The following is a 25,949-nucleotide window of genomic DNA, read 5'->3' on the forward strand; positions in this document are numbered from 1 at the left end:
GCGCAAAAAGCTTCGCTTGTGGGTCGTCGTCGGGTGGGTCGCGGGCCGCTACCCCCGCCAGGTGAGACAGGTCGCGGCCCAGGTGTAGCCGGTGCCGGCGGCGAGAAAGAGCACGTCGTCGCCGGGCTCGACCCGTCCTCGCGTCAGCCCCTCGTCCAGCGCGAGTATCTGGTCGGCGGACTGGACGTGGCCGTAGTCGTCGAGGTAGTAGGCGTCCGACGCGGGGTCGCAGCCGAGGTCGTCACAGAGGTACTCGTGGAACGACCGCTTCATGTGGGTCACGGCGAGGAAGTCGACCGACTCGACGACGGAGCGCTCCATGGCGGTCTCGGCGACCTCGCGGAAGTTCGGCAGGCTCACCTCAGCGAGCCGCTCCTTCATCGACTCCTGGTTCGGCACGTCGAGGGTGTGCAGCCCGGCGTCGACCGTCTCGTGGCTGGGCGGGCGTTTCGAGCCGCCGGCCGGCATCACCACGTCGTCGGCGAACGAGCCGTCAGTGACGGCCGCGCTCTCGCCCACGGTCGCGCGGACCCGCTCCTCGTCGGGGTCGGCTTCGAGTACCATCGCGCTCGCGCCGGAGCCGAAGTTGAACATGAACGAGGAGCGCTCGTTGCCGTAGTCGACGAGGTCCTCCTCGCGGCTGGCGGTCACGAGCAGCGCGCGGTCGACGTGGTCGGCGAGCAGCTGTGCCTTCGTCTGCCGCACCGCCAGCGGTGCACCCGCACACAGCGTGTAGGACTCGTTGGCGAAGGCGTTCTCCGCGCCGAGTTCCTCGGCGATGGCGGCCGCGGCGGACCAGACGACGTGGTCCTTGTACTCGCTGCCGTGGTACAGCACGAGGTCGAGGGCTGCGGCGTCGAGGTCCGCGTCGGCGAGCGCCTCACGCCCCGCTGCGACCGACATGTCCGTGGCGTGGTCGTCGTCGGGCGGACAGACGTGCTTCTCGCGCAGGCCCATCTTCTCGACGACGACGTGCTCGGGGATGCCGCTCTCCTCGGCGATGGCCTCGCCGGAGACCGTCTCGTCGGGGACGTAGGTGCCGTAGCCGGTGAGGGCGACGGTCGTGCCACCGCCGTCGTCGGAGTCGGGCCCGCTGTGGTGGGGCCCGGTCCCGCTCACAGCTTCCACCCCCGGACGCGGCGCTTTACGGCCGCGGCGACCTGTCCGGCGACGGTTCCACCGAGGTAGCCCCGGAGCGTCCCGAGCAGCCCGTTGGGCACGTACAGCACGAACAGGACGAACAGCAGGCCGATGTAGAGACCGGCGCGGCCGTTGAGGAACACCTCGATGGCCTCGGAGACGGTGAAGCCGTCGAGGATGACGGTGTTCAGCGTCCCCTCGCCGAGGTGGCTGCGGAGGTACGGTAGCAGCCCGCCGCCCTCCTTCGTGAGGAACTCGTGGAGCCCCTCGTGGAACAGCCGGCCGAACAGCGGGCCGGCGATGGTGCCGAAGCCGCCGATGATAGAGGCCAGCAGCGCGTCGCCGGCGGTGAGGAAGTAAAATGAGTTCTCGGGTGCGACGGAGGTCCGGTAGCCCGTGAACAGGCCGCCGGCGACCGCCCCGAAGAAGCCCGAGATGGCGAACGCGCCCATCTTCAGGCGGAAGGTGTCGTAGCCCACGGCACGGGCGCGCTCCTCGTTCTCGCGGATGGCGATCATCGCCCGCCCGAACGGCGAGTGGATGATGCGCTGCAGCATGAAGTAACAGACCAGCACGACCAGCCCGACCATGTAGTACGACACCTCGCCGGGGCCGAGGGCGATGGTGTGGCTGATGGGGGAGAGCGCGTCGATGCCGGTTATCGCCGCGAAGTCCATCCCCCAGGTGAACGTGTCACCCTGGAGCTGGCCGATGCTCATGTTCAGCGAGTCGACGTACGGCACGCCGATGGAGAAGCCGTCCTGTCTGCCGAGGACGGCGATACCGTCCCGCGGGTTCGACCCGAGGTAGTCCCAGTTCGAGAAGAACACGTAGAGGATCTGGGCGAACCCGAGCGTGATCATCGCGAAGTAGACACCGGTGAGCCGGAACGCGACGCTCCCCATCACCAGTGCCATGACCACGGCGAGGATGCCGGCGATGAGCAACAGCATCATGAACGGCGTCCCGCTCCCGAGCAGCGGCACCTTCCCGTTGGCGACCAGGATGACGAAGTACGCGCCGAGACCGTAGAACGCCGAGTGGCCGAAGGAGAGGTAGCCGGTGTAGCCGCTGATGAAGTCGAAGCTCATCGCGAACAGGCCGAAGTAGAAAACCGTTATCATCGTCTGCACGCGCGGCAGGAACATCGCCATCTCCGCACCGACGAGCGAGCCGGTGAGGAACGTGTGGGCGAACGGGTAGAGGCCGAAGAAGGCGACGACGAACGCGTGGGCGACGTGCTCGCGGAGGTACTCGACGAGGTAGTGCTCGTCGGTGGTCGTCTCGCTCGCCACGTCGGCGGAGTCCGCGGTCGCGGTGCCGCCGTCGGTGGCGACGTCGTCGGTCGCGCCGTCGTCGGGCGCGTCGGTGGGCTCGCTAATGGCCACCCACCTCCTCGACGCCGAACAGCCCCTGGGGCCGCAGAACGAGGGTCCCCACGAGGATGAGGAAGATGAACAGCTCCGGCAGCGCGGAGAAGCCGACGATGTTGCTGGTGAACAGCTCGGTGGTGAACGCGTCCACGAACCCGACCAGCACGCCGGCGACGACGGTCCCGCGGAACGTGCCGAGGCCACCGACGATGACGACGACGAACGCGGGCAGCAGCACCTCCGCACCGAGGTCGATGCTCGCCGCCCACGCGCTGTCCCACATCAGCAACGCACCGGCGACGCCGGTGATGCCGACGCCGACGCCGAAGACGACGGTGAAGGCCTGGTGGACGTTCACGCCGAGGGCCTGTGCCATCTCGCCGTCCTCGCTTCCGGCGCGGATGTAGAGGCCGTACCGGGTTCGCGTGAGGAATATCCAGACACCGGCGGTGATGGCGACGCCGAGCAGTATCTGGAACACCTCCAGCCCCTCGACGCCCAGCCCGAACACGTCGTGGGTCTTCGAGATGATCTCCGGCCGGGTGCCCTGGGCCTCCAGCCAGTCCGTCGAGGGCTGGATGTCGTAGAACAGCAGCACCATCCGCAACAGCTCCTCCAACACGAGCGTGATGCCGAAGGTGAGCAGTATCTGGTACAGCGGCGGCCGGTCGTACAGCGGCCGGATGAGCGACACCTCCATCGCGCCGCCGAAGGCGGTCAGTAGCGCGAACACCACGACGATGGCGACGAAAAAGAGCGCGATGCGGCCGACGTTGCCGGACGCGCTCGCGGCGAAGGTCACCATCACGAGCCCGCCGAGGTACGCCCCGATGGCGGTCAGCGAGCCGTGGGCGAAGTTCAGCACGCCCATCAGTCCGAAGATGAGCGTCAGCCCGGCGGCGATCATCACGTAGATGGAGGCCTTCGCGAGGCCGTCGAACAGCACCCGCGCGAGCACGGCCGGGTCGAGGAAGTGCAGGACGGCGTCGACGAGGGAGACGAGCGGAATCACGTCAGGTACCTCCGTATCTCCTCGTCGTCGGCGCTGACGCCCTCGGTCGTGTCGGAGTGGACGACCTCGCCGTGGTCCATCAGGTAGAACCGGTCCGCCAGGTCCATCGCGAGCGGGAAGTTCTGCTCGACGAGCAGCAGCGAGGCGTCGGTGGCGACTGCGCGCAGTGCGTTCGCCACGTCCTCGACGATCTGTGGTGCGAGCCCCTCGCTGGGTTCGTCGACGAGCAAGAGGTCGTTCTCGCCGACGAGGCCGCGTGCGATGGCGACCATCTGCTGCTGGCCGCCGGAGAGGTTGCCGGCCTTGCGGTTCCGGAACTCGCGAAGGTCGGGGAACGCCTCGAACGCGCGGTCGAGGTGTGTGTCGACCCGCTCGGCGTCCTTCACGGCGACCTGGATGTTCTCCTCGACGGTGAGCTGGGAGAACATGCGTCTGTCCTCCGGTATCCAGCCCATGCCGGCCTGGGCGACCTCGTGGGTCTGTCGGCCGCTCACGTCCTCGCCGTCGTAGGTGACGGTCCCGCTTCGCGGCGGCGTCAGCTGGAGCGCGGTCCGCAGGGTCGTCGTCTTGCCGACTCCGTTGCGGCCGACGAGCGCGACGGTCTCGCCGGGGTCGACGTGCAGCGAGGCGCCTTCGAGGATGTGGCTCTCGCCGTAGTACGTGTGGACGTCGTCGAGTTCGAGCAGGTGGTTCACGCGACGCCACCTCCGTCCTCGCCGGTCGGCTCGCCGCCCTCGTCGCCGGCGGTCGGCGCGTCGGGGTCGTAGCCGCCGAGGTACGCCTCCTGCACCCCGTCGTCGTCGCGCACCTCGGTCGGCGGCCCGTCGGCGATGAGCTCGCCCTGATGGAGCACCGCGATACGGTCCGCGAGGTCCATCACGACGTCCATGTTGTGTTCGACGAGCAGGACGGCGTGGTCGCTCGCCACGTTCCGGATGAGGTCGACGACCTCGTCGACGCTCTCGGAGGAGACGCCCGCCGCCGGCTCGTCGAGCAACAGCACGTCGGGGTCGCCCGCGAGCGCGACGCCGAGCTCCAGCTGGCGCTTCTCGCCGTGGCTGAGGTTCCGTGCGACGGCGTCGGCCTTCGCGGCCAGCCCCACCCGTTCGAGGATGGATTCGGCCTCGTCGACGTACTCGGGGAACGCGCCGACGTTGCGCCAGAAGCGCGTCGTCGCGTCCCCGTGGGCCTGTGCCGCGACGCGGACGTTCTCACGGACCGTCGTCGTCGGAAACAGGTTGGTTATCTGGTACGACCGGTGGAGGCCGGCGCTCGCGGTCTCGTGTGGTGCGAGCCCGGTCAGGTTGCGCCACCCGTCGCCGTCGTGGAACTCGACGCTGCCCTCGCTGGGTTCGAGCTCGCCGGTGAGCAGGTTGAAGAACGTCGTCTTCCCCGCCCCGTTCGGGCCGATGAGCGCGCAGCACTCGTCGCTGTCGAGGGCGAACGAGACACCGTCGACGGCGGTGATGCCGCCGAAGTGCTTCGTCAGCCCGTCGGTGCGTAACACCTGGTCCCCCATCGCCTACAGGTCGCAGCCCATCCCGGGGTCGTCGACCGGGATGGTCGTCTGGTCCTTGCTGACGCGGGCGGCGGGCTCGCCCGGCATGATGCCGGCCCCCCAGCTGTCCGCGAACTCGTCGGTCGTCGGGACGGGGTAGGCGACGGTCATCTCGGAGCGCGCCTGGTTGTTGTACTCCTGGTACGTGTACGCGTCCGTACCCTTCGGCGTGTCAGCGACCGTCATTCCCTTCATCGAACCCGCGATATCGATGCCCTCGGTCGAGCCCGAGGTCTGTACGGCCTGATGGATCGAGGAGGCAGCCGTGAACGTCCCCGACGTGAACAGGTCCGGCACCTTTCCGTAGGCGTTCGTGTACATGTCGACGAACGCGGTGTTGATGTCGTTGCTGTACTGGTTCCAGTGGTACCGCGTCGTGAACGGGCCGATCTCGGCGTCGCGGATCTTCTGGGCGGTCAGCGGCTCGCCCAGCAGGTTCGTCAGGACCTGGCCGACGATCGCGTTCGTGATCTCCGTGGCGAAGCCACCGAAGATGCGCAGGTCGTAGTTCGCCGCGGTCGTCATGAAGTTCGGCAGCGTCGAGACCGTGAACCCGCCGACGACCGCGTCGGCGTTCGCGCTGACCGCCTGCTCGAACAGTCCCTCGAACTCGGAGTAGCCCTGCGGGACGAACCGCTCGCCGACGATCTCGATGCCGTTCGCCTCGAGCACCGTCCGGTAGTTGTTCACGACGGCGCGACCGAACGAGTAGTCAGCGCCCATCAGGAACACGCGCTGGATGTCCGTCTCCTGTGCGGCGTACGTGCCGCCGGAGCGGGCGTCCATCGCCGTGTTCTCGTTGGCACGGAACACCTGCGCCGAGCAGGTATCGCTGTTCGCGGTGATGTCGGCCGAGGCCGCCGGGCCCGCGATGTACGGGATGTCGACCCCCGACGTGTTCACGACGGTCTGTGCGACGCGGGACGCCGCCCCCGACGAGGAACAGCCGAACAGCACGTCGACGTCGTCCTGCTGGACGAGGTCGGTCGCGGCCGTCTGTGCGAAGTCCGCCGAGAACTGCGTGTCCTTGAAGATGAGCTCCCAGGTCACGTCGCCGTCCTCGATGGTCCGGGTCCCGGTCTGGACGTCGGTCAGCGGGTCCGAGTCGGTCCGGTAGGCCAGTCCCGAGAGGAAGCCCCAGATGGACTGCATCCCGTAGTACTGGAGGTCGCCGGACATCGGCTGCATGATGCCGACCTTGACCGTCCCGGAGGCCGACACGTCCGCCTGGGTCGTGGTCTGCTGTCCACCGCCGCTGGTGGTTCCCCCGTCCGTGGCTGTGTTCATCTGCGTGTCCGTGCCCTCACCGTCACCACCACTCGTGCATCCGGCGAGCGCGCCGGAACTGAGTGCACCCAACGTTGCCATCATTCGTCTTCGTGAAATGCTCACGCGCGACATACTCGATACTATCGAATCAAGACGGGCAAGAATTGCGAGGTTAACATGTTAAATACTCAGTCGTCGAGCTCGGACAGCGCGTCGACGACCCGCTCGACCATCTTCTGCTGGCCGCGGCGGAGGTTCTTCGAGACGGCTGGTTTCGAGACACCGAACTCGTCGGCGAGGTCACCGAGTGTAGTGTCTCTCGGGCTCTCGAAGTAGCCCTCGGTCGCCGCGGTCTCCAGCGTCTGGCGCTCCACGTCGGAGAGGTCGCGACAGCCCCCGATGAGCGTCATCGCCGCGCCCGCGTTCTGCACGATGTCGTTCATCGACGGCAGCGTGACCGTCTCGCGCTCGACGACGTCGAACTCGTTCGCCTTCTCCAGCTCCGAGAGCGTGCCGTCGGCCCGCCCCTCGTCGTCGAAGCCGACGTGCCACATCTCGCTGCCGTCCTCGATGTAGAACGGACCCGTGATGTAGCCGTCGTTGCGCCGGATCGTCTCCATGGCGTCGGTCTGACCCATCACGGTCTTCAGGTGCGCCACGTCGTCACGCTTGGCCAGCAGGTCGATATCGTGCATGTGGTCGTGCTCCTGTAGCGCGTGCAGCCCGTTGTCGAGCGCCCCCCTGTCTGCCCCTTCGACGACCATGCGGCATTCGAGCTCCTCGACGACCGGGTGGAACTCCCAGTGCGCCGCCGCGAACGCCACGTCGTGGTCGGTGGTGGTGTCGATGAACGGGCAGTCGTACTGCTGCATGTCCATCGAGAGATCTATCATAATCTTTCGTGCCCAGTGTTCACACATCGGTACGTCAGTGCATAAGCGTTTCTTTCCCACAGCCGGCTTTCACGCCGAAACGAGAGAATTGAACCCGTCAGCCGTCACTCTCGGCCGAACCGGGACGCGACCGCGAGACAGACGAGCAGCAGGGCCGCCGCCCGTCTACAATCGGCTCCTCGGTTGCCTACTCCCCGGTGAACTCCCGTGCGATGGCCTCGCGGTCGATCTTCGACGGGCCCGACGTGGGCATCTCGTCGACGAACGCGAGGTGGCGCGGCCGTTTGAACCGGGCGAGCCTGCCGTCGAGGAAGGCGGTCAGTTCGTCGAGCGTGAGCGACTCGTCACCCTCGACGACGGCCTTGCCGACCTGCCCCCACTGCTCGTCCGGGACGGGGACGACGACGACTTCCTCGACCTTCGGATGGCCGGAGACGACATCCTCGACTGCGGCGGGATAGACGTTCTCGCCGCCGGAGACGTACATGTTCTTCTTCCGGCCTTCGACGTAGACGTAGCCGGCGCCGTCGCGGCGGGCGAGGTCGCCGGTCGACACCCACCTCTGGCCGAACGTGGCCTCGGTCTCCTCGGGGGCGCGCCAGTAGCCGGCCGCGGCGTGGGGGCTGGCGAGTTCGAGCTCGCCGACGGTGCCCTGGTCGACAGGGGTTCCGTCGTCGTCGACGATACGTACGTCGACGTGCATCGCGGGGAGCCCGACGCTGTCGGCCTTCTCGTGGGGCCAGTCCGTCGGCATCGTGAAGTTGTTCGGCCCGCACTCGGTGAGCCCGTAGCCCTGTGAGAGGTCGACGCCGCGGTCCCACCACGCCTGCATCACCGACGCGCGGCAGGGACCACCGCCCGACTTGACGAACCGGAGCGTCGAGAGGTCGGCCTCCTCCCAGCTGTCGGCCTCGGTCATCATCCGGAGCACGGCGGGGACCGCCACGAGCAGCGTGGCATCCCGCTCGTCGACGATGGAGAGCACCCCGGTCGGGTCGAACTCGCGCGCGATGACGACCTCCGCGCCGAGGTGGAACAGGGGGACGGTGATGACGTTCCAGCCTCCCGTGTGGAACATCGGGAACACCATCGGCGTCACGTCCTCCGGCCGGAGGCCCCACGCGGTGATGGTGTTGACCGAGTTCCAGGCGATGGTGCCGTGCGTGAGCACCGTCTCCTTCGGTGTGCCCGTCGAACCGCCGGTGTGCAGGAACAGGTGGGCGTGGTCCTCGTCGACGCCCGCCGGCTCGACCGGGGAGCCGTCCTCGGGTACGGCCGCCCCGAACGACTCGTGGTCCGTCTCCCCGAGCCCGAGCACCGGGCCGTCGTAGTCGCAGGTGTCGTGCGCCAGCGCCTCGTCCAGCAGGTCTGCGAACGGTTCCTCGACGACGAGTAGCGACGGTTCGACGTCCGAGAGCAGCTCCCCCAGCTCGCGCGGTGCGAGCCGGTGCGACAGCGGTGCGAGTACGCCTCCGGTCTTCCCCGTCGCGAAGAACAGGTCGACCAGCTCGGGCCGGTTCCGCGAGACGACGGCGACCCGACCGCCGACCGTCACGTCCCCTGGCTCGCCTTCGCTCGGAGTCGCGCGCCCGGCCCCGCCGACGTTCGGCATCGTCGCCGGGTCGCTCGCGTCGACCCCGTGCTGTCCGAGCAGCCGGGCGACCCGGTTCGCACGCCGGTCCAGCTCGGCGTAGGTGTACGACTCGCCGGTCGTCGCGTCCCGAAGCCCGACGCGGTCCGGCGAGAGCTCGGCCCGGCGCTCGGACCAGGCGCCGACCCAGCCGCCGGCTCGCGGCCCGGCCGCCGAACCGGCCTCGTCGCGGCCGTCCGACTGGTCGGCGGTTCCGTCACCGCGTGAACTACCCATCGTGTGCCTCCGCACCCGCGTGCGACGCACCGGGGTGTACCGTCACGTGCCCCCGGATGTTCGCCGTCACCTCGTCCGCGGACTCGATGAAGAACAGGTGCGACCCCCCTTCGTACAGCTCGAGTTCGGCGTTCGGGAGCGCCGCGGCCAGCCGCTCGCCGTTCTCGACAGGCAGCACGCGGTCGTCGGTGCCGTGGAGGACGAGTGCCGGCAGCGTCAGCTCGTCCAGCCACGGCGTGCTGTCGAAGGCCGCGACTGCGCCGGCCTGGGCGTTCCGCGCGGCCTCCGGCGCGTCAGAGTCGAGCCGCCAGTCGACGATCTGGTCGACGAGCGCCTCGTTCTCCGCGGCGAACGACTCGGTCATCGCGGGCGTCATCTTGTAGCGGACGGCCTCGCGCTCGTCGTACTCCTCGGGCACGTCGAACATGTACTCCTGTGTCTCCGGTGGGGTCTCGACGGCGTCCGCGCCGCCGTGGGAGGTACAGAGCAACGTCAGCGAGATGGCCCGGTCGTAGTCGCGGGCGTACTGCTGTGCGGTCATCCCGCCCATGCTCGCTCCGACGACGTGCGCCTCGTCGATGCCCTCGGCGTCGAGGACTGCCTCCAGGTCACTCGCGAAGGCCTCGATGCTGTACGCCTCTGGCTCCTCGGGGACCTCGGACTCCCCGGTTCCCCGGTTGTCGAAGACGACGGTCCGGTAGTCCTCGAGTCGCTCGCGCTGGAACCGCCACATCCAGCGTGCGTAGCCAAGCCCCTCGCAGAAGGCCACGACCGGCGCGTCGTGCGGTCCATCCACCTCGTATGAGATAGTCACCCCGTCGTTGTCCACGGTCGCCATACCGGTGGCAACGATTGTCGGGATAGAAAAGACCCCGTTTTACATGTTAACCCCTAGCTTGAACCGGATACGACGTTCCCCTTCGGACATGACAGTTGCGACGGTCGGGGACTCCGCTACGACACACATGACGGTATCGACGGACGAGATCGAGGACTACGCCGCGCTCGTCGGCGACGACAACCCGCTCCACGTGGACGACGGCTACGCCGCCGAGACGATGTTCGAGGGCCGCATCGCCCACGGGATGCTCCCCGCCGGTCTCGTCAGCGCCGCACTCGCCGACCTCCCCGGCGACGTGGTGTACGTCTCGCAGGACCTCGAGTTCCGCGCGCCGGTCCGCCCCGGCGACACCGTCGCGGCCACCGTCGAGGTCGTCGAGGACCTCGGGGAGGGCCAGCTCCGGGTCCGCACCACGGCCACGGTCGACGACACGACCGTCCTATCCGGCGAGGCTGTCGTCCTCTCGCTCGCTCACGAGCCCGCCGACGGGAGCTGCGAGGCCGAAGCCGGCGCGGACTGAGGCGTTTCTGGCTGAATCACGAAAATCGAAGACTCTCGAACGACAGCGCAGCGAGGACCGTAGCGTGTCCCGGGAGCCGAGACGGCGGGGGGCTTTCGAGCTGCTGACAGCCGTTCGTAACCAGGAAACGCAGAGCCCACAAGAGACCGACCGTCGCGTTTATCCGGGCACAGCGGGAACGTGACGCCGATGGAGCGTCTCCACGCCCGGTATCCGTTCTTCGCGGCCGCCCGCGAGGCGGTCGACGCTGCGGCGGTCGACCTCGGCGAGCTGGTAACCCGGCCCGACGAGCCGGCGGTCGACCGCGCGGTCGACCGGGTGGTGTCGGCGCTCACCGACCACACTATCGGCGAGCCACATGGGGACGACCGCACCGAACTCCTCTCGTATCCGGTCGCCCGCGTCGTCGTCTCGCTCGTCGACGACCCCGTCGTCACCCGGACGTACGCGAAGGCCGAGGCGGCGACCGCCCACGAGCGCGTGCTCGCCGACCTCGACGACGGGGACGACCTCAAGTTCACCAGCAACGACACCGACCTCAGCGTCGAACGACTCCTCGCCGAGTTCGACCTCGAGGACGAGGTGGTGCCGACCGAGGACGGCTACGAGGTCGCCGTCACGCGGTACCTGCGGCTCGCGGCCGACCTCGACGACCCGGACTGGCGGCTCCCGCGACGGAGTCTCGCCGCCGGCGACGTGCCGGTCACGCGCGACGAGCTGCTCGAACTGCTCCGGGCGGCCATCGAGGAGCGGGTCGCCGCCGGGCTGCCGTTCGACGTGCCGGACGTCATCGGCGCGGAGCTCGACCACGCCGTCGCCGCCGTCGAGGACGTGCTCTCGGATCCCGCGATTCCGACCGAGTTCGCGGACGTCGATCCAGAGGCGTTCCCGCCCTGCATGGACGCACTGCTCGAGCGTGCCCGCGCCGGCGAGGAGCTCCCCGACCACTCCTGGTTCGTCCTCCTGTCGTTCTGTGCGACGGTCGGCATGCACGCCGAGGAGGTCGTCGCCATCGTCGACCCGGACGACGAGACGGTCGCCGAGCGCATCCGCTACGGCGTCGAGCGCGTCGCGACGTCGGAGGGCGAGATCGCGTACCCACCGGTGTCGTGTGCGACCATGCAGACGTACGGCGACTGCGTGAACAAGGACGAGACCTGCGAGACCATCGCGCACCCGCTGTCGTACTACGAGACGCGACTCGCGGCCGACGACTGATTACTCCTCGTCGTCCGTGTTGAGCCAGTACTGTCGCGTGTAGCCGACGATGGCCATCAGGACGACGAAACCGGCGATGGCATAGGCGAGCATCTGGCCTCCCTGGGTACTCAGCACACCCGTGTCGCTCCCGTAGGCCATCCCGACGTAGGCCATGGCGGCGATGACTGCCAGGACAGAGGCGCCGGCGACCACGACCTCCTTGACGGTATCAGCGTCCATCTCGTGTCGGAATTTCAGTGGCCGGGACAAAAGCGTGTCGTACTCACGCTACCGACAGCGTCATGGGCTCGAACGACAGGAACGCCGTCTCGTAGCCCTCGTGGCGAGCCACCTGCGGCGGGATGGTCACCCGGAGCTCGATTTCGTCTCCGGACTCCAGTGCGTCGAGGTCGCCGCCGTAGTGGTAGCCGAACTCGGGGTCGAGGACCGCGCCGAGCTCCTCGTCGAAGACCGTCTCGTCGTCGCGGGCGACGGTCATCTCGAGTCCGAGGCGGGGAATCAACATCCCGTTGTACGGCGTTCGCGGCGAGACGGCGACGTGGGTGCCACCGGCGAACCGGTCCGCTTCGACCGCCTGCACGACGAACTCTGCGTCGCCGGTGCTGGCCGTACCGACGGTCGCCCCCGGCAGCTCGTCGGCCGACGGCGCGATGCCAAGCGGCATGTCCATCATCGTCATCGCGCTGACGGCGGTCTGGTCACCGGCCCGGTCGGGCGTGTTCTCGTAGGAGATGTTCTCCTTCTCGGCCTCGCTGTAGGAGAGGTCCAGGTCGATGCTCGTCGACTCCGTGAACCGACCGTCGAACGAGCCGGTCGTCTCGACGCCACTCAGGCCCCCGATGTCCACCTCGACGGTGTAGTTCGCGGTGCCGTCGAGCCCGAAGTTCGCGCCGTAGTGGAAGCCCATCGGCTGGGAGAGCATCGGATAGATGACCTCCTCGGAGACGACCTCGTCGTCTTTCGTGACGGCGATGCTGACGCCGGCGTCGGGTACGACGACCTCCGTCTCGGGGTCCCAGACCGCGACCATGATGTGGGCCGCGTCGTCGGACTGGATGGACTGCTTCGTGACCGTCGAGCCGGAGACCGTCCAGAACCGATGTGGGTAGCTGTACATCACGGCGGCGGCGAAGTCGCCCGACCGTCCCATAGCCTCCATCTTCATCCCCTCGACGTGGGTGGGATGGTAGACGGCGTCCGGGCGGTCCGAGAGGACCGGCGGCTGCCCGGCTGTCCGTGTCTCCAGCAGCCCGAAACAGCCGGCCAGCCCGGCGCTCGTCGTCCCCGCCGCGGCAGCGAGAAACGTGCGTCTGTTCATGCTCGTGTCTCGGTGACTGACGGAAAAACGGCTTCTGGTTTACCCGTCGAAACGGCTATTCTGGCGGCTACTCGGGGCGTGGGGTCGGAAGTGCGCGGTGGGTGCGGGGCGGCAGGAGGAAGTTTCCACGTCGCTTGACGAACGTGTACTCCTGGATGCCGTTGTTGACGCGCTGGCGAATGGTCGGGGTGTCGGTCAGGTCCTCCCCGGCCATCGCCGTCTTCGTCGCGACGAAGTCGCTGATTCCCTCCTGCACTGCGAGGAAGTGCAGGCCTGCCTCGCCCCTGTCCGTCGAGTCGAAGTCGCGGCGGAGGATGACCGGCCGGCCGTCGCGGCGCGCTCGGGCCGTCTTCTGTGCGTGGCCGACCCGCCCCGCGGAGCGGGCGTCCTCTTCGATTGTCTCCACGCAGTCGCCGGCCCCGGAGTCGTCGCCGAGGTTCTCCCCGACGCCTTCGACGGTGCCCTCCTCGGCGTGGGCGGGGCAGAACATCTCCGAGACGCGTTCCTCCTGGTCCTGCTCGACGTACCAGTCGTCGAGCCGAAGCCGGATACGGGAGACGTGCTGGGTCGTCCCACCCGCGAACGGCCCTTCGGGTATCGTGACTCCGTCCTCGGTCGCCTGGTTCTTGTCGAACCCGGACTTGAACCCCATGTACAGCGGCGACTCCTCCGGCACGTCCGCCTCGTCCGGGATGCCCGACACGTCGTTGTTCTCGGCGGGCAGCCCGTCCCCGACGAAACCGGTCCGGCGGCCGGGGAACTCCTCGGGCAGGTCGAGCACGCCGCCGAGGTGCGCGTCCATCTCGACACCGTTGACGGTGTCGGTGTTGCCTTTGAGGGCTTCCTCGGCTTCGAGCAACGCCGCGCCACTGTCGCTGGCGAGGTGGACGACGACGTCGTTCGTGTCGAGGTCGGGGTCCTCGAACGAGGTGAGCGCTGCCGGCTCTGGCAGGTCCACAGAGTCGGGGAGGGGCTCGTCGAACCGGTCGAAGTAGCGGGGCGAGTAGCCGACGGTGAACAGCAGCCCCTCGCTCGACCACTCGAACGCGCGTTCGAGGCTCTGGAGCGCGGATTCGACGGTCTCACGCTCGTCAGCTGTCGGCGCCCCGTCGCCGACGTAGTCCGCGTACAGCAGGACGTGGTGACTGGCGAGGACGTGGTTGCCGTGGTCGTCACTCGGGAGGGCTCCGTTCCATGCGTGCTGTCGGTCGGGCAGGCTGGTCGGGTCGTCCGTCCCGGCTGGGATAGAGACGTCGTCCTCGTCGTCGTCGTTCTCGTCGCCGGACCGGCCGAGACAGGCGGAGAGGGCGCTCATACCGCCGATGGCGACCGCCGACTTGACGAACTCGCGGCGGTCGATTCCGCGGCTCTCGCTGGGTCTCATTGCGATACGCTTGGAACTCTCCAGCAAAAAACAGCGTGGTGCGCGAGTCGAAAGGGCGAACAGGCGACGAGCAGCGCTCGCGCCGGGGGTCGTCGCACACCCGCTCAGGCCACCGGCGCGCGTCGGTCAGGACACGCCAGGGCTGGCCGCGCGTTCGGATATAAACTACTCGGCGAGTAGCTCGTCGACCAGCAGCGTGAACCGGTCCACGAGGCGCGCGGGCATCGTGGGGGTCACGTCCGAGAGCAGTTCGCCGGTACGCTCCGGGGCGGCGAGGACCAGCGTGACGCGGTTGTGTGCGTCACGCCGCTTCTCGACGAGGCCCACCTCGCCGAGGTTGTCCACGTGATGCTCGAGTGTCGAGCGGGCGATGCCGACCTCGTCGGCGACCGTGGCCGGCCCCAGCGGTCCGTCCTCGATGAGCGTCACCAGCACCTCGCGGGTCGTCTCCCGACGGATGAGCGCGACGGCCGCGCGGTCGAAGGCGTCGTACCCCGGCGGGTAGTAGTGCGTCCGCCCGAACAGCTCCTCGCGGACGACCCGTCCGGTGTCGACGAGGTCTCGGACGTGATACTGGACCTGCCCCGGCGCGACGGGCAGCTCTCGAACGAGCTCGTTGAAATGTATTCCCGGCGTCCCCTCGATCTCGTTCGCGATGAGTACTCTCGTCTCCGTCATTGGTTCAGTCCCGTTCCCTGCCGGAGCGACCGCGCGTACCACACCGCACCGACGACGAGCGCCGTCATGGCCACGTCGAGGCTGTGCTCGACGAGATGGTGGGTCGCGTCCGGAAGCATTCCCAGCATCGTGACCCACGCGACGGCTGAACGCGCCGCGATGGCGGCCAGTGCGAGCACCACGAGCAGATACGGCCGCGAGCGTCGGCGGACGTAGGCAGCGAGCCCGAGTCCGAGCAGGATAGCCGACCCGAGCGCGGCCAGACCGACGACCGCGAGCAGTACCGGGTCGACGATGGTCGTCTGTGCGTGGAGCGGTGTGGCCCCCGGTGGGAAGCCCATTTCCCCGCTGTAGGTGTTCAGGGCACCTCAATCGTTCGATTTGGGTGGAAGACTTACGTACGTGCGACCCCTATTTCTACTCGAACCCGGACCGAGCTGAATCGCACGGTTCGATGGAGTATACCCATGGCGCACACCAGAAGCACACCCGCGTCAGCGCGGCCCGACTCGTCGCCCCCACCGACGGCAGACACCATGTCACGGTACACGCGTCCCGTGCCTGCGGACGCCCGCCTCGACCCCCGGTCGCGGCGGGCACGCACTGAACCGATGGCCGTCGCCCCGCTCGGGAGCGGCCGCTACGCCGTCGCGACCGAGCACGGCTCGTACCTCGTCGATGTCCCCGAACACCGCTGTACCTGCCCCGACCACGCGTTCCGCGGGAAGCGTTGCAAGCACCGCCGCCGGGTCGCTATCGAAATCACCGAGGGCGCAGTGCCACCGCCGGGTCACGTCGCCGCCGGCTGTGCGGTCTGTGGCACCACGACGTTCGTCCACCGGGACGCACCGAGACCGCACCTCTGTGACCGACACGCGCTCTCCCGCGGCGACCTCGCCACGGATCGCGAGACGGGCGCGACCGTCCTCGTCGTCGGCGTCTCGCCTCGCCGGGCCGACGAGGTCCGCATCGAGAGCCACGACTGTACCGTCGCCGAGTACGAGACGAACCGCGGGTACCCACCGGACGACCCGGTCGTGACTGCCGTCTTCCCAGGAGGAGCGGAGTTCGACGACGGCACGACGCCGGACTCGCTCCGGGTCTACTCGTTCCCGATGTCGCGGCTCCGACGTCTCGACGCCGGTCAGGCGTGAGGCCGACCGAGCCCGCATTCAAGTAGCAAGGCGGGACCAACCCGGGCGTGTCATGACCAGTCGCCGTCCGGCGTGACGCGGTCGCGCGGTGTGTCGCCGGACGTCCTCGAGCGTCGCCTGCACCGGCCGCTCCACAGCACCGCCTGTCCGCCTACTCGTACTCGCCGAGGTCACGTTTCCGCGAGTCGCCGACGAACTCCTCGAAGTCGGTCCCGTCGGCGAGTGCCGTCTCCTTCTTCACCCGGTAGTTCCCCCCGTCGGTCGTGTACAGGTCCGCCGGGTGGAAGAAGTACCAGTCCTCACGATCGAAGCGGACCCCGACTCTGGCCTTCGCGCCGAAGTTCTGCGAGAAGTAGAGCAGCGCCTCGACTTCCTCCCCGTCGAGGTAGATTGGTCGCCCCGAGGAGGACTTCGCCTCGATGGCGTAGAACCGCTCGCCGTCGCCCGCGAGGACGTCCGGTAGCTCCCGCTCCGTCGCGCTCCCGCTCGCCGGCGCTCGCATCACCGCGAATCCGGACTCGTCGAGGCGGTTGACGAGCTCGCGCTCCCGCCTGTCGCCCTTGCGGTTGGAACTCATGAGCCATCCTCGGCGAGCGTCGGATAAAAATGACCCGTCGTCGGCTGCGGGGGCGTCGGGCTACACCTCGTCGTCTTCGGTTCCACCGTCCGCGTCCATCCGCTGTTCCTCGGAATCCCCGTCGCCGTCCTCGACAGCCTCGATAGCTGCGGCAGCAGCGGCGGCCACGTTTTCGGTGTCCGCAGCGCCCGCGTCGCCGTCCTCGGCTGGAGCGTCGGCTGCCTCGTCACTGGCCTCGTCGAGGTCGCCAGCCGTAGCGTCGGCTGTTCCCTCGTCGGCGTCATCCCCGTCCGAGTCGGGAGCGTCCGATAGCTCGCGGTCTTCGGAGCGTTCGGAGTCCTCGTCGTCCGATTCGACTCCGGCCTCGTCGTCCGCTTCGACGGGTGCTGGCTCCGCGCTCGCGTCGGCCGCCATCTCGGCGACCTCCGTCTCGTCCCCGGACTCGTCTTCTGGCTCGTCCGTGCCGAGATCGATGTCGTCGACCTCGACGTCCGCGTCGGCACCGAACTCGTCGACCTCGCTGTCCGCGTCGTCAGTGACGGCCTCGGAGACGGCATCGCCGTCCGCTTCGACTCCGGCCTCGACGTCGGGTTCGTCGTCGTTTTCGGCTGCGGCTTCGTCGTCGGTAGCGACTTCGGAGGCGTCGTCGCCGTCCGCTTCCTCGACGACATCGGATGCCCCGTCGTCCGCCTCGAAATCGGGGGACCGTTCGGGCTCGTCAGCCGTCGGCGCGTCCGCTGCCGTGTCCGTGTCCGTTGCCTCGATGGTATCGCGCTCGTCGCCGTCAACGGGTTCGCTGCCGCCGGTGGCGACCGCGTCGGCACCCGGGGCGCCGGCGTCGGTCGGGCTGTCACTGACCGGGAGGATGTCGCCGGGCTGGAGGTACCACCAGCCGCCGAGCAGCAACGCTCCCAGGAGGAAGGCGCTGAGCGCGATGGAGGCTGCGCCGGTCGCGGCGAGCACCAGCGAGAGGAGGACGCCGCCAGCGCCCAGCGCCAGCAGCATCACGGCCCGGAGGCTCGTCTCGATGCGCTCTTCGATGACGGCGTCGACGTCCGCCTGCGTGACGTACTCGTCTTGCAGGGTCTGCTCGATAGCGGCGACGTCGGCCTCCGTATCGGTACGGAGGTCGGTGACGCGCCCGGTCAGGTCGTCCCGCACCGTGGCGGTCGCGGCTTCGCGCTCGGCGCGGAGCGCTTCCACGTCGGCCACGAGGTCCGTCCGGACCGACTCGATCTCGGCACCGAGCTCGGAGCGTGCCGCCTCGACCTCGTCGCCGAGGTCAGCGCGGGCGGAGTCGACGGCGCTGTCGAGTTCGCTCCGGATCGCTGCGAACTCGTCGCTGGTCGACCCTTCGTGCTCGGCGACGCGGTCGCGGAGCACGTCGAGGTCGTCGGCGCGAGCCGCCTCACCGTCGAGTTCGGCGAGGTACTCGTCGGTCTCGGCCAGCGACTCTGCGGTGGCCATCCGGGCTTCGACGTCGTCGACGTCGTCCGCGAGCGCGTCGAGGTCGTCGGCACGGGCGGCGGCCTCGTCCAGTTCGTCGACGCGGCCCTCGAGCTGTTCGACGGTCTCGGACCGTGCGGCATCGTCCGCGAGGTCGTCGAGTCGCGACTCCAGCGCCGCGAGCCTGTCGACCTCGGCTTTCGCCTGGTCGAGCGTTTCGACGGCGTCGCGGACGGTCTCGAGGTCGCGCTGGGCGGCGGCGCGTTCGTCGAGGTCGGCCAGGTCAGCACGGGCCTGCTGTACGTCGGCCGCGTCGGCCTTGAGCCCGTACAGTTCGGCGATGCTCTCGTCGAGCTCCTCGATCTCGTCCTCGAGCTGGTCGCGCCGCTGCTGGACGCGGTCGCGGAGGCGGTCCAGGAAGGCCGCGGTCGACTCGGACAGCTCGAGGTTCAGCGCCGACGCGATGGCGTCGCGGTCACCCTCCGGGAGTCGTTCCTCGCGCAACTCGGCGGCGAGGACGGAGCCGACCGGCTCGCCATCGCGTGCTGCCGGGGCTGGTTCGGATGCCGCCTCTGCAGGCTCTGACGGCGTCTCGGCCTCCTCGCTGGCGTCGTCGTCGAACACCGACGATGCCTCCGCTTCGTCGGGTGCTGTCTCGGCCGTCCCGTTCGGGTCGTCCAGCGAGAGCGTCTCGACTGCCTCGTCCGCTGCGTCGTCGTCATCGGGCTCGGCGGCGTTCTCCGCGTCGCCAGCCTCGGGCTCGTCGATGCTCATCTCCTCGCCGTCGACGTTCAGGGTCGAGACCGCTTCGCCGTCGGCGGCACCGGCGTCGTCGCCGTCCACCGTCACCTCGACCGTCGGCTCGTTCAGGAACGGCTCGGGGTCGTCGAGCGACGAGCGCCGGACGCCGTACACCGTCGTCACCGACTCGTCGGGGTCGAGTCGGCGGCGGTACGCGATGTCGTGTGGCCCGGTCCGTCGCCAGTTCTCGGCCTCGTAGTCGTCGTGAAAGCCGAACTCGTCGGGCTCCAGCGACTCCGGTGTCGAGTCGCGAAGCTCCAGTGTCACCGGTTCGTCGCGCATCGACGCGATGTCGTACGTCACGACTGGCACCGCAGCCCCTCGGTCAGTCACCCACTTCCGAACCCGGACGCCCCCCTCGGCGACCACCATGGCTTCACCGTCCGCTGGTGGCCAGTCGACCGATTCCTCGTCCGCCGATAGTTCGTGTTCCTCGCTCACGTTGGTACATCAACATCCCCGACCCATTTCATCCTATCGGAAGATTTCATGGAAATTAAGGGTTCGGTGGGGAAAATTGATGCAAACCGAGGTGTGAACGCCGAAAAGCCCGTACCGACCTAGGTCCCGTGCTGCCAGGAGCCCATGTACTCGGTCTGGGCGTCCGTCAGCGAGTCGTAGTCGACACCCTCGGCCGCGAGCTTGATCTCGGCGACCTCCCGGTCGAGTTCGTCGGGGACCTCGTGGACTCCGGCGTCGTAGGCGTCGCCGTTCTCGACGAGTTCCCGCACACAGACGGCCTGGACGCCGAAGGACTGGTCCATGACCTCGACGGGGTGGCCGAGCGCGATGGGCGAGGCGAGGTTGACGAGCCGGCCCTCGGCGAGCACGTTCAGCCGGCGGCCGTCGTCCATCTCGTAGGCCTCGACGCCGTCGCGAGCCTCGTACCGGTCGGCGGCCATGTCCGAGAGCGCGTCGAGGTCGACCTCGATGTCGAAGTGGCCGGCGTTCGCGAGCAGGACGCCGTCTTTCATCTTCTCGAAGTGCTCGGCGGTGATGACGTCGCGGTTGCCGGTGACGGTGAGGAACACGTCGCCGACCTCGGCGGCCTCGCTCATCGGCATCACGTCGTAGCCCTCCATGTGCGCCTCCAGGGCGCGGCGGGGCTCGACCTCGGTGACGATGACATCCGCGTTCTGGCCGCTGGCCTTCTTCGCGACGCCGCGGCCGCAGTCACCGTAGCCCGCGACGACGACGTTCTTGCCGGCGTAGGAGAGGTTCGTCGTCATCGCGATGGTCGCCAGCGAGGACTCGCCGGTGCCGTGGACGTTGTCGAACAGGCGCTTCATCGGCGTGTCGTTGACCGCGAAGACGGGGTAGTCGAGCGCGCCGTCGTCGTCCATCGCGCGGAGGCGGTGGACGCCGGTCGTCGTCTCCTCGGCACCGCCGACGATGGAGTCGATGAGCTCCGGGTAGTCCTCGTGGATGGCGGCGACCATGTCCATCCCGTCGTCGACGGTGACGGTCGGCTCGATGTCGATGACGGACTCGATGGCCTCGTAGTACTCGTCGTCGTCGACGCCGCGCTTCGCGTAGCTCGTGATGTTCTCGTGGGTGTCGAGCGCCGCGCTCACGTCGTCGTGCGTCGACAGCGGGTTGCAGCCGGTGATGGCGACCTCCGCGCCCCCGTCGGCGAGCAGCTCGACGAGGTTCGCGGTCTTCGCCTCGACGTGCATCGCCATGCCGATACGCTGGCCGGCAAAGGGCTGGTCGCGCTCGAACTCCTCGCGCAGTGCGTTCAGGATGGGCATGTGCTGGCGTGCCCAGTCCATCTTCCGTCGGCCCTCGTCGCGAGCTGTCTCGAGGTCGTCGAGTTGCTCGCTGATCGGCGGGTACTGACTCATACTGTTTGGGAGGGGTAGCTGGTGGAAAACCCTACCGGAGTCCGCCAGCGCTGCTGCTGCTCGCATCTGTCGACGACGTATGTAGGGCGTACGATTTTACGCCCGTGTCTGCTACCCCCGCCCATGACGCGATGTGACGGACCGGACGGGGTGTCCTCGGCGTGAGCGGCGAGGGCGACGCGTCCGTTCGAGCGACGGAGCCGCCGGCCGGTGCGGCGTTGCTCGCCGCTGCGGACACCGGTGTCGTCGTCTTCGACGCCGACGCGCGCGTGGTCTGGTCGAACGACGCGGCGACGCGGTACCTCGACGTCGACGCTGCGACTGTCGAGGGGCTGTCCGCGGAGGCGTTCGCCGAACGGGTCGCCACCCGGCTCGCCGACGGCGACGCGTTCGTCGAAGCGGTGACCGGGGGCGGCATCGACGGCCCGGACCGAGCACTCCACGTCGTCGATGGTCCGGCGGAGCGATGGCTCGAACGTCGCACACACCCGATAGAGGACGGGGAGTACGCGGGTGGTCGGGTCGAGTGCTACGTGGACGTCAGCGACCAGAAGCACGCACTCGACCGGCTCGACCGGCGGGAACGGACGCTCCGTGCCGTCCACGACGTCCTGCTCGACCGGTCGCGCGCCCTCGACGACCGGCTCGACGAACTGCTCGGCGTGGCCGGGCGGATGCTCGGCGCGGAGCACGCCGCGTTCGCCCGGCTTGGCGACGGGCGCGTGCTCGTCGAAAACGTCACCTCGAGCCTCGATGCGGCCGTCGAGCCGGGCCACGCGATCGACACGAGTGAGACTGTCGCGGGCGTCGTCGCCGAGCGGGACGCGCTGGTCCAGGCCGACGGGGCGACCGAGCGGTGGCCGGGCCGTCACCCGGTCGGCGTCGCCGGGAACGTGGCGCTCGACTACTACGTCGGCGTCCCGGTCGCGGTCGAGGGCGAACAGTACGGGGTGCTGTCGTTCGCCGGGACCAGCCCGAAGGAGGCGGGGCTCGACTGGGAGCTCACCCTGCTCGACATCACGGTAAACTCGCTCGGCCACGAGATCGGCAACAGCATCAGGGAGAACCGTGCCGAGGAGCAGCTCCAGCAGGCCCGCCGCGAGTTCGAGTCGCTGGTGCAGGACGTCGAGGACTACGCCATCTTCCGGCTGGACGTCGACGGCCACGTCGAGAGCTGGAACCGCGGTGCGGAGGCGATCAAGGGCTACGAGCGTGAGGAGATCGTCGGTGAGCACGTCCGCACGTTCCACACGGAGGCCGACCGCGAAGCGGGGCACGCCGAGGAGCTGCTCGAGAGGGCCCGTGAGACCGGCCGGGCGGTCGACACCGGCTGGCGTGTCCGGGCAGACGGCTCCCACATCTGGGTGAACGCCGTCGTCACGGCCCTGCGCGACGACGACGGCGAGCTGCGTGGGTTCCTCAAGGTGACACGCGACATGACCGAGCGGCGCGAGCGCCAGCAGCAGGTCGAGCACGAGCGCGAGCGCCTGGAGTTCGTCAACCGCATCATCCGGCACAACCTGCTCAACGGGATGAACGTGGTTGAGGCGCGGGCGAACATCCTCGAGGGCAACGTCGACGACGAGGTCGCGACCCACCTCGCCACCATCCAGGAGCGGGTCGAGGACATGACCGACCTCATCGGGACGATGCGGACGTTCATGAAGGCCATCGTCGAAGGGGAGGAGCACGAACCGGAGCCGGTCGCGCTGGCCGACGTGCTGGCCGACGAACTAGAGAAGGCCGACCGGGCGTACGACGACGCGACGTTCGAACACGACGGACTTCCGACGGTGTCGGTGCTCGCGGACGACCTGCTGCCGGAGGTGTTCGAGAACCTGCTGACGAACGCGGTCCAGCACAACGACGGTCCGGGCGCACGGGTCCGGGTCGTGACCGAAGCGGGCGACGACGAGGTCGTCGTCAGCGTGCTCGACGACGGCCCGGGTATCGACGAGTCGGTGATGGCGCACGTCTTCGAGAAGGGCCAGAAGGGGTTCGAGAGCCCCGGCACCGGCTTCGGGCTCTACCTCGTCCAGGAGATAGTCGACTCCTACGGCGGCCACGTCGAGGCGACCAACCGGGAGGCCGGCGGGGCGAAGTTCACCGTCACGCTCCCCCGAGCGGACGACGGGGAGCAGCCCTGAGCAGCAGCCGGCACGTTTTATCGGGGTGCGGCGAGTTGCTCGACGCATGACCCGGACAGAGCCGGACCGGGAGTTGCTCCGGGCGACCCTCGACATCTGGCACCCCGAGTGCTGGGGCATCTGCTCGACGGCGGAGACCGGCAGCAGCCTCGTCGGCCACGGGGCGGCGGTCTCCGGCGACTCGGCCTACGAACGCTGCACCATCTACGGGGGGTCGGTCGAGCACCTGGACCAGGCGGTCGCCGTGGCCCACGACTCGCCCTTTATCAGGAGCATCCACTCGCTCGACGACGGCCCGAGGGGCGCGGCGCTCCCGGCCGCCGTCGGCCGTCGGGCCCGCGACGTGTTCATCGAGTACCCCGCGACTGATGGCATCGGAGCGGCGTTCGTCTCGCGCGGCTACGTCCTCGACGGGCAGTATCGCGTCGAGGACGGAACCGAGACGTGGGACCTGCTCGTCCACGCGAGCCGCGAGGCGTTCGAGCGCTCGCTCGACGAAATCCGCGACGAGCGCGATGCCGACATCACGCTCGAACGCCTCTCGCCGGCCACGGACGCGACGCGGGCGGGGCCGACCGGCGGCGACGACCGGTCGCTGACGGCGCGCCAGCGGGAGGTGTTCGCCCTCGCCCGCCGTCGCGGGTACTACGAGTGGCCCCGTGAGGTGTCCGCCCGGGAGCTGGCCGCCGAGCTGGACGTGTCGAAGACGACGCTCCTCGAGCACCTCCGGACCGCGGAGTCGAAGCTGCTCGGCGGCGGCCGCTGACTGGTCGGGTGACCCTCCCATGAGAGGGAGACGTTGATGCCCCGCTCGCGAGACGTGTCCGTATGGACGCAGCACACGACGACACGCTCGCGACGGTCGGTATCCTCGGGGGCATGAGCAGCGAATCGACGGTCCAGTACTACCGCGGCATCGACGCGGGCATCAACGAGGAGTGGGGTGGCCACGCCGCCGGGCAGGTCCTCATCCGGAGCGTGAACTTCGCAGACATCGAGGGGTTCATCGCGGACGAGCGGTGGGACGCCGCCGGCGACTACCTCGCTGCCGCCGCGGGTGACCTAGAGGCCGGCGGCGCGGACTTCGTGGTCATGGCGACGAACACGATGCATCGCGTCGCGCCCGCCATCGAGAACGCGCTCTCGGTGCCGTTCGTCCACATCGTCGACCCGACCGCCGAGGCCATCGCCGACGCGGGGCTCGACACGGTCGGCGTGCTCGGCACCCGGCCGGTGATGGAGGGCGAGTTCTACGCCGGCCGCTTCGCCGACCACGGTATCGACGTGGTCGTGCCAGGGGCCGACCGCCGCCAGCAGGTCCACGACATCATCTTCGACGAGCTGACGAGGGGTGTCGTCACGGACGAGTCCCGCGACGCCTACGTCGCGGCTATCGACGAACTCGCCGAGGCGGGTGCCGAAGGCATCGTCCTCGGCTGCACCGAGATCGAGATGCTCGTCGCACAGGAGGACGTGCCTGACACTCCACTGTTCGACACGACCGAGTTGCACGTCGCGGACGCCGTCGACCGTAGTCTCGGTGCCGTCGCGTCGTAGTAAGGACGAGTGGCGGGAATCGACCCGCGAGCGTGGGACGGGGAGCGCGGCCGGCGGTCCCGACGAGTTACGGGGAGACCGCGGCCGGTCCCACCGACGCGGTGGGGAAATCAGGTTGAGGCGTCAACCTCGGGTGTCAGAAGAAGGGGAGGAACGCGAAGACGCCGGCCGGCGGGCCGTTGCCGGCACCGTTCCCGTCGGCTTCTTCATCGTCGTCGTCTTCCTCGTCGTCACCGTTGCCTGCGTGGTCCGGGGGGCCCTGGTCGCCGTCGGTTTCGTTGGTGGTGTCGTCATCGTCCCCAGCGTGGTCCGGGGGACCCTGGGCGTCGTCGGTTTCGTTGGCGGTGTCGTCACCGCTCCCAGCGTGGTCTGGGGGACCCTGACTACCGTCGGTCTCGTTGGCGGTCGTGTTGTCACCACCGGGGCCCGCGTGGGCGGGCGGACCGGCGTGCTCCGGCGCGTTACCGGGGTTGTGCTCGACGACCCATCCCGCGATGTGGAGGCCGGGTGCCGAGACGTTCGAGTCGTTCGTCACGTTCTGGACGTAGTCGTTGAGCATCCGGGCGAACTCGTTGTATGCGTCACCGGAGCTCTGTGCGCTCTCGTTGTCGTCCGTCTCGTTGCCGTCGTCGCCGTCGGTCTCGTTGTCGTCGGGGGTCAGGTCAGTGACGGGGTTGTCTGCGGGCTGTGCTGGCGTCGCGCTCGTAGCGGCGGCCGCCGGCGCGGCGGCACCGACCACGAGCAGCAGCGCACCGAACAGTGCGACCGTCGTCTTCGTGCTCATCACACCCAGTCCTGGGCCAGAGAGGGGTATAAACCCGTGAGCACGTTCATCTGATTCATTTTGTTTGCCAACTCCACGAAACGCTTCGAGAGGATGCTTCACCGTTTACAAACGAATCTATGCGTTCAATTCTGTCCCGGTGAACAAGATACCAACTGGCTCCTGCCTTGTCAACAAGCCGATGATTTGATGGTCGTCGCTCACGGACAGTCGAGCATGCGAAGGGGAACCGAGGGGGAACGCGGACAGTCGGCACCGGTCGGCACGTTGCTGATGGTCGCACTGGTGCTCGTCGCGGCGGGCGCGGCCGGAGTCGTCATCTTCGACCTGTCGCCGGACCTGCTCGGCGACGCACCGTCGGCGAGCATCGATGTCGGCGTCGAGGCGAACGGCTCGAACGCACAGACGCTCGTCATCAGGCATCAGGGGGGTGACAACCTCCGAATCGACGAGTTCGACGTGGTCGTCCGCGACGGCGGTTCGTCGTCGCGGCTGTCCCTCTCGTCGTTCCAGAACCGATCCGGTGTCAGCGGCGGCGTGGCGGACGCGGGCGACAGCCTCCGGG

The 25,949-nt window shown here is 68.7% G+C and carries 24 protein-coding genes and 1 pseudogene; 7 read left to right on the plus strand and 18 right to left on the minus strand.

All coding sequences use genetic code 11. The annotated features are described in order from the left end of the window. Positions 1 to 48 precede the first annotated feature (48 nt). The 9 genes from NO978_RS09960 to NO978_RS10000 all read right to left on the minus strand — a co-directional run bounded on the left by NO978_RS09960 (position 49) and on the right by NO978_RS10000 (position 9,950). Positions 49 to 1,119 (minus strand): 3-oxoacyl-ACP synthase, encoded by a 1,071-nt coding sequence (locus NO978_RS09960; RefSeq protein ID WP_257299440.1) that lies wholly within the window; start codon positions 1,117 to 1,119, stop codon positions 49 to 51. Next, positions 1,116 to 2,294, minus strand: coding sequence for a branched-chain amino acid ABC transporter permease (locus tag NO978_RS09965; protein ID WP_369684135.1), 1,179 nt, complete (start codon positions 2,292 to 2,294; stop codon positions 1,116 to 1,118). Before NO978_RS09965 ends, NO978_RS09960 begins: the two co-directional genes overlap by 4 nt. Positions 2,295 to 2,517: 223 nt before the next feature. After that, a complete protein-coding gene (locus NO978_RS09970; RefSeq protein ID WP_257299547.1) occupies positions 2,518 to 3,492 on the minus strand; it encodes a branched-chain amino acid ABC transporter permease in 975 nt (324 codons plus the stop codon). Positions 3,493 to 3,521: 29 nt separating this feature from the next. Beyond that, positions 3,522 to 4,220: an ABC transporter ATP-binding protein gene (locus NO978_RS09975; protein ID WP_257299441.1), complete on the minus strand. Its 699-nt coding sequence runs from the start codon at positions 4,218 to 4,220 to the stop codon at positions 3,522 to 3,524. Further along, positions 4,217 to 5,044 carry an ABC transporter ATP-binding protein gene (locus tag NO978_RS09980; RefSeq protein WP_303647256.1) on the minus strand — a complete coding sequence of 276 codons (828 nt, stop codon included), beginning with the start codon at positions 5,042 to 5,044 and terminating at the stop codon, positions 4,217 to 4,219. Before NO978_RS09980 ends, NO978_RS09975 begins: the two co-directional genes overlap by 4 nt. A 3-nt stretch (positions 5,045 to 5,047) precedes the next feature. Further along, positions 5,048 to 6,454, minus strand: coding sequence for an ABC transporter substrate-binding protein (locus NO978_RS09985; protein WP_257299442.1), 1,407 nt, complete (start codon positions 6,452 to 6,454; stop codon positions 5,048 to 5,050). A gap of 86 nt (positions 6,455 to 6,540) precedes the next feature. Continuing rightward, a complete protein-coding gene (locus tag NO978_RS09990) occupies positions 6,541 to 7,245 on the minus strand; it encodes a helix-turn-helix domain-containing protein (RefSeq protein WP_257299443.1) in 705 nt (234 codons plus the stop codon). A gap of 187 nt (positions 7,246 to 7,432) precedes the next feature. Then, positions 7,433 to 9,112 carry an AMP-binding protein gene (locus tag NO978_RS09995; RefSeq protein ID WP_257299444.1) on the minus strand — a complete coding sequence of 560 codons (1,680 nt, stop codon included), beginning with the start codon at positions 9,110 to 9,112 and terminating at the stop codon, positions 7,433 to 7,435. Further along, a complete protein-coding gene (locus tag NO978_RS10000; protein WP_257299445.1) occupies positions 9,105 to 9,950 on the minus strand; it encodes an alpha/beta fold hydrolase in 846 nt (281 codons plus the stop codon). Before NO978_RS10000 ends, NO978_RS09995 begins: the two co-directional genes overlap by 8 nt. An 88-nt stretch (positions 9,951 to 10,038) precedes the next feature. Here NO978_RS10000 and NO978_RS10005 point away from each other — a divergent pair, with 88 nt between their 5' ends. Next, positions 10,039 to 10,473 (plus strand): MaoC family dehydratase, encoded by a 435-nt coding sequence (locus NO978_RS10005; RefSeq protein WP_257299446.1) that lies wholly within the window; start codon positions 10,039 to 10,041, stop codon positions 10,471 to 10,473. Between the two features lie 189 nt (positions 10,474 to 10,662). Then, positions 10,663 to 11,691: a DNA primase large subunit PriL gene (locus NO978_RS10010; protein ID WP_257299447.1), complete on the plus strand. Its 1,029-nt coding sequence runs from the start codon at positions 10,663 to 10,665 to the stop codon at positions 11,689 to 11,691. Here the strand turns inward: NO978_RS10010 and NO978_RS10015 are convergent, their stop codons facing one another. The 5 genes from NO978_RS10015 to NO978_RS10035 form a co-directional block, all read right to left on the minus strand. Beyond that, positions 11,692 to 11,913 carry a hypothetical protein gene (locus NO978_RS10015; protein WP_257299448.1) on the minus strand — a complete coding sequence of 74 codons (222 nt, stop codon included), beginning with the start codon at positions 11,911 to 11,913 and terminating at the stop codon, positions 11,692 to 11,694. Between the two features lie 43 nt (positions 11,914 to 11,956). After that, complete coding sequence (locus NO978_RS10020) at positions 11,957 to 13,012, minus strand: iron transporter (protein ID WP_257299449.1); 1,056 nt, start codon at positions 13,010 to 13,012, stop codon at positions 11,957 to 11,959. Between the two features lie 67 nt (positions 13,013 to 13,079). Beyond that, a complete protein-coding gene (locus tag NO978_RS10025; RefSeq protein ID WP_257299450.1) occupies positions 13,080 to 14,396 on the minus strand; it encodes a Dyp-type peroxidase in 1,317 nt (438 codons plus the stop codon). Positions 14,397 to 14,561: 165 nt separating this feature from the next. After that, a complete protein-coding gene (locus tag NO978_RS10030; protein WP_257299451.1) occupies positions 14,562 to 15,074 on the minus strand; it encodes an ArsR family transcriptional regulator in 513 nt (170 codons plus the stop codon). Continuing rightward, positions 15,071 to 15,415 (minus strand): hypothetical protein, encoded by a 345-nt coding sequence (locus NO978_RS10035; RefSeq protein WP_257299452.1) that lies wholly within the window; start codon positions 15,413 to 15,415, stop codon positions 15,071 to 15,073. Before NO978_RS10035 ends, NO978_RS10030 begins: the two co-directional genes overlap by 4 nt. A gap of 195 nt (positions 15,416 to 15,610) precedes the next feature. Here NO978_RS10035 and NO978_RS10040 point away from each other — a divergent pair, with 195 nt between their 5' ends. After that, positions 15,611 to 16,228 (plus strand): SWIM zinc finger family protein, encoded by a 618-nt coding sequence (locus tag NO978_RS10040; RefSeq protein WP_257299453.1) that lies wholly within the window; start codon positions 15,611 to 15,613, stop codon positions 16,226 to 16,228. Positions 16,229 to 16,379: 151 nt separating this feature from the next. Here NO978_RS10040 and hjc read toward each other — a convergent pair whose 3' ends face one another. From hjc to NO978_RS10055, 3 genes are all read right to left on the minus strand, one after another. Further along, positions 16,380 to 16,805: a Holliday junction resolvase Hjc gene (gene hjc / locus NO978_RS10045; RefSeq protein ID WP_257299454.1), complete on the minus strand. Its 426-nt coding sequence runs from the start codon at positions 16,803 to 16,805 to the stop codon at positions 16,380 to 16,382. Between the two features lie 60 nt (positions 16,806 to 16,865). Further along, the gene (locus NO978_RS10050) at positions 16,866 to 19,493 is read right to left on the minus strand and encodes a hypothetical protein (RefSeq protein WP_257299455.1); all 2,628 of its coding nucleotides are present in this window, start codon (positions 19,491 to 19,493) and stop codon (positions 16,866 to 16,868) included. Positions 19,494 to 19,612: 119 nt separating this feature from the next. Then, entirely contained in the window at positions 19,613 to 20,896 is a 1,284-nt protein-coding gene (locus NO978_RS10055) for an adenosylhomocysteinase (RefSeq protein ID WP_257299456.1), read from the minus strand. A 161-nt stretch (positions 20,897 to 21,057) separates the two neighbouring features. On the opposite strand from NO978_RS10055, the gene NO978_RS10060 reads away from it, so the two are divergent. The 3 genes from NO978_RS10060 (at position 21,058) to NO978_RS10070 (ending at position 24,600) form a co-directional block, all read left to right on the plus strand. After that, a complete protein-coding gene (locus tag NO978_RS10060; protein WP_257299457.1) occupies positions 21,058 to 23,043 on the plus strand; it encodes an ATP-binding protein in 1,986 nt (661 codons plus the stop codon). Positions 23,044 to 23,089: 46 nt separating this feature from the next. Then, a complete protein-coding gene (locus NO978_RS10065; RefSeq protein WP_257299458.1) occupies positions 23,090 to 23,809 on the plus strand; it encodes a helix-turn-helix domain-containing protein in 720 nt (239 codons plus the stop codon). Positions 23,810 to 23,871: 62 nt separating this feature from the next. Beyond that, entirely contained in the window at positions 23,872 to 24,600 is a 729-nt protein-coding gene (locus NO978_RS10070; protein WP_257299459.1) for an aspartate/glutamate racemase family protein, read from the plus strand. Positions 24,601 to 24,736: 136 nt separating this feature from the next. Here NO978_RS10070 and NO978_RS10075 read toward each other — a convergent pair whose 3' ends face one another. After that, complete coding sequence (locus NO978_RS10075; RefSeq protein ID WP_257299460.1) at positions 24,737 to 25,384, minus strand: hypothetical protein; 648 nt, start codon at positions 25,382 to 25,384, stop codon at positions 24,737 to 24,739. A 216-nt stretch (positions 25,385 to 25,600) separates the two neighbouring features. On the opposite strand from NO978_RS10075, the pseudogene NO978_RS10080 reads away from it, so the two are divergent. After that, positions 25,601 to 25,846: pseudogene (locus NO978_RS10080) on the plus strand (type IV pilin); the annotation flags it as partial. Between the last annotated feature and the right edge of the window lie 103 nt (positions 25,847 to 25,949).

Origin of the sequence: Haloarchaeobius sp. FL176 (assembly GCF_024609245.1) — an archaeon.
In the GTDB taxonomy this organism is placed as follows: Archaea; Halobacteriota; Halobacteria; order Halobacteriales; family Natrialbaceae; genus Haloarchaeobius.

Excerpts from the sequence above, each read along its gene's own strand:
- NO978_RS09990 (WP_257299443.1), bottom strand. The coding sequence starts at position 7,245 with ATGATAGATCTCTCGATGGACATGCAGCAGTACGACTGCCCGTTCATC.
- NO978_RS10035 (WP_257299452.1), bottom strand. The coding sequence starts at position 15,415 with ATGGGCTTCCCACCGGGGGCCACACCGCTCCACGCACAGACGACCATC.
- NO978_RS09985 (WP_257299442.1), bottom strand. The coding sequence starts at position 6,454 with ATGATGGCAACGTTGGGTGCACTCAGTTCCGGCGCGCTCGCCGGATGC.
- NO978_RS10065 (WP_257299458.1), top strand. The coding sequence starts at position 23,090 with ATGACCCGGACAGAGCCGGACCGGGAGTTGCTCCGGGCGACCCTCGAC.
- NO978_RS10005 (WP_257299446.1), top strand. The coding sequence starts at position 10,039 with ATGACAGTTGCGACGGTCGGGGACTCCGCTACGACACACATGACGGTA.
- NO978_RS10070 (WP_257299459.1), top strand. The coding sequence starts at position 23,872 with ATGGACGCAGCACACGACGACACGCTCGCGACGGTCGGTATCCTCGGG.
- NO978_RS10010 (WP_257299447.1), top strand. The coding sequence starts at position 10,663 with ATGGAGCGTCTCCACGCCCGGTATCCGTTCTTCGCGGCCGCCCGCGAG.
- NO978_RS10055 (WP_257299456.1), bottom strand. The coding sequence starts at position 20,896 with ATGAGTCAGTACCCGCCGATCAGCGAGCAACTCGACGACCTCGAGACA.
- NO978_RS10075 (WP_257299460.1), bottom strand. The coding sequence starts at position 25,384 with ATGAGCACGAAGACGACGGTCGCACTGTTCGGTGCGCTGCTGCTCGTG.
- hjc (WP_257299454.1), bottom strand. The coding sequence starts at position 16,805 with ATGAGTTCCAACCGCAAGGGCGACAGGCGGGAGCGCGAGCTCGTCAAC.
- NO978_RS09995 (WP_257299444.1), bottom strand. The coding sequence starts at position 9,112 with ATGGGTAGTTCACGCGGTGACGGAACCGCCGACCAGTCGGACGGCCGC.
- NO978_RS10000 (WP_257299445.1), bottom strand. The coding sequence starts at position 9,950 with ATGGCGACCGTGGACAACGACGGGGTGACTATCTCATACGAGGTGGAT.
- NO978_RS09980 (WP_303647256.1), bottom strand. The coding sequence starts at position 5,044 with ATGGGGGACCAGGTGTTACGCACCGACGGGCTGACGAAGCACTTCGGC.
- NO978_RS10030 (WP_257299451.1), bottom strand. The coding sequence starts at position 15,074 with ATGACGGAGACGAGAGTACTCATCGCGAACGAGATCGAGGGGACGCCG.
- NO978_RS09965 (WP_369684135.1), bottom strand. The coding sequence starts at position 2,294 with ATGGCGATGTTCCTGCCGCGCGTGCAGACGATGATAACGGTTTTCTAC.
- NO978_RS10025 (WP_257299450.1), bottom strand. The coding sequence starts at position 14,396 with ATGAGACCCAGCGAGAGCCGCGGAATCGACCGCCGCGAGTTCGTCAAG.
- NO978_RS10015 (WP_257299448.1), bottom strand. The coding sequence starts at position 11,913 with ATGGACGCTGATACCGTCAAGGAGGTCGTGGTCGCCGGCGCCTCTGTC.
- NO978_RS10040 (WP_257299453.1), top strand. The coding sequence starts at position 15,611 with ATGTCACGGTACACGCGTCCCGTGCCTGCGGACGCCCGCCTCGACCCC.
- NO978_RS10020 (WP_257299449.1), bottom strand. The coding sequence starts at position 13,012 with ATGAACAGACGCACGTTTCTCGCTGCCGCGGCGGGGACGACGAGCGCC.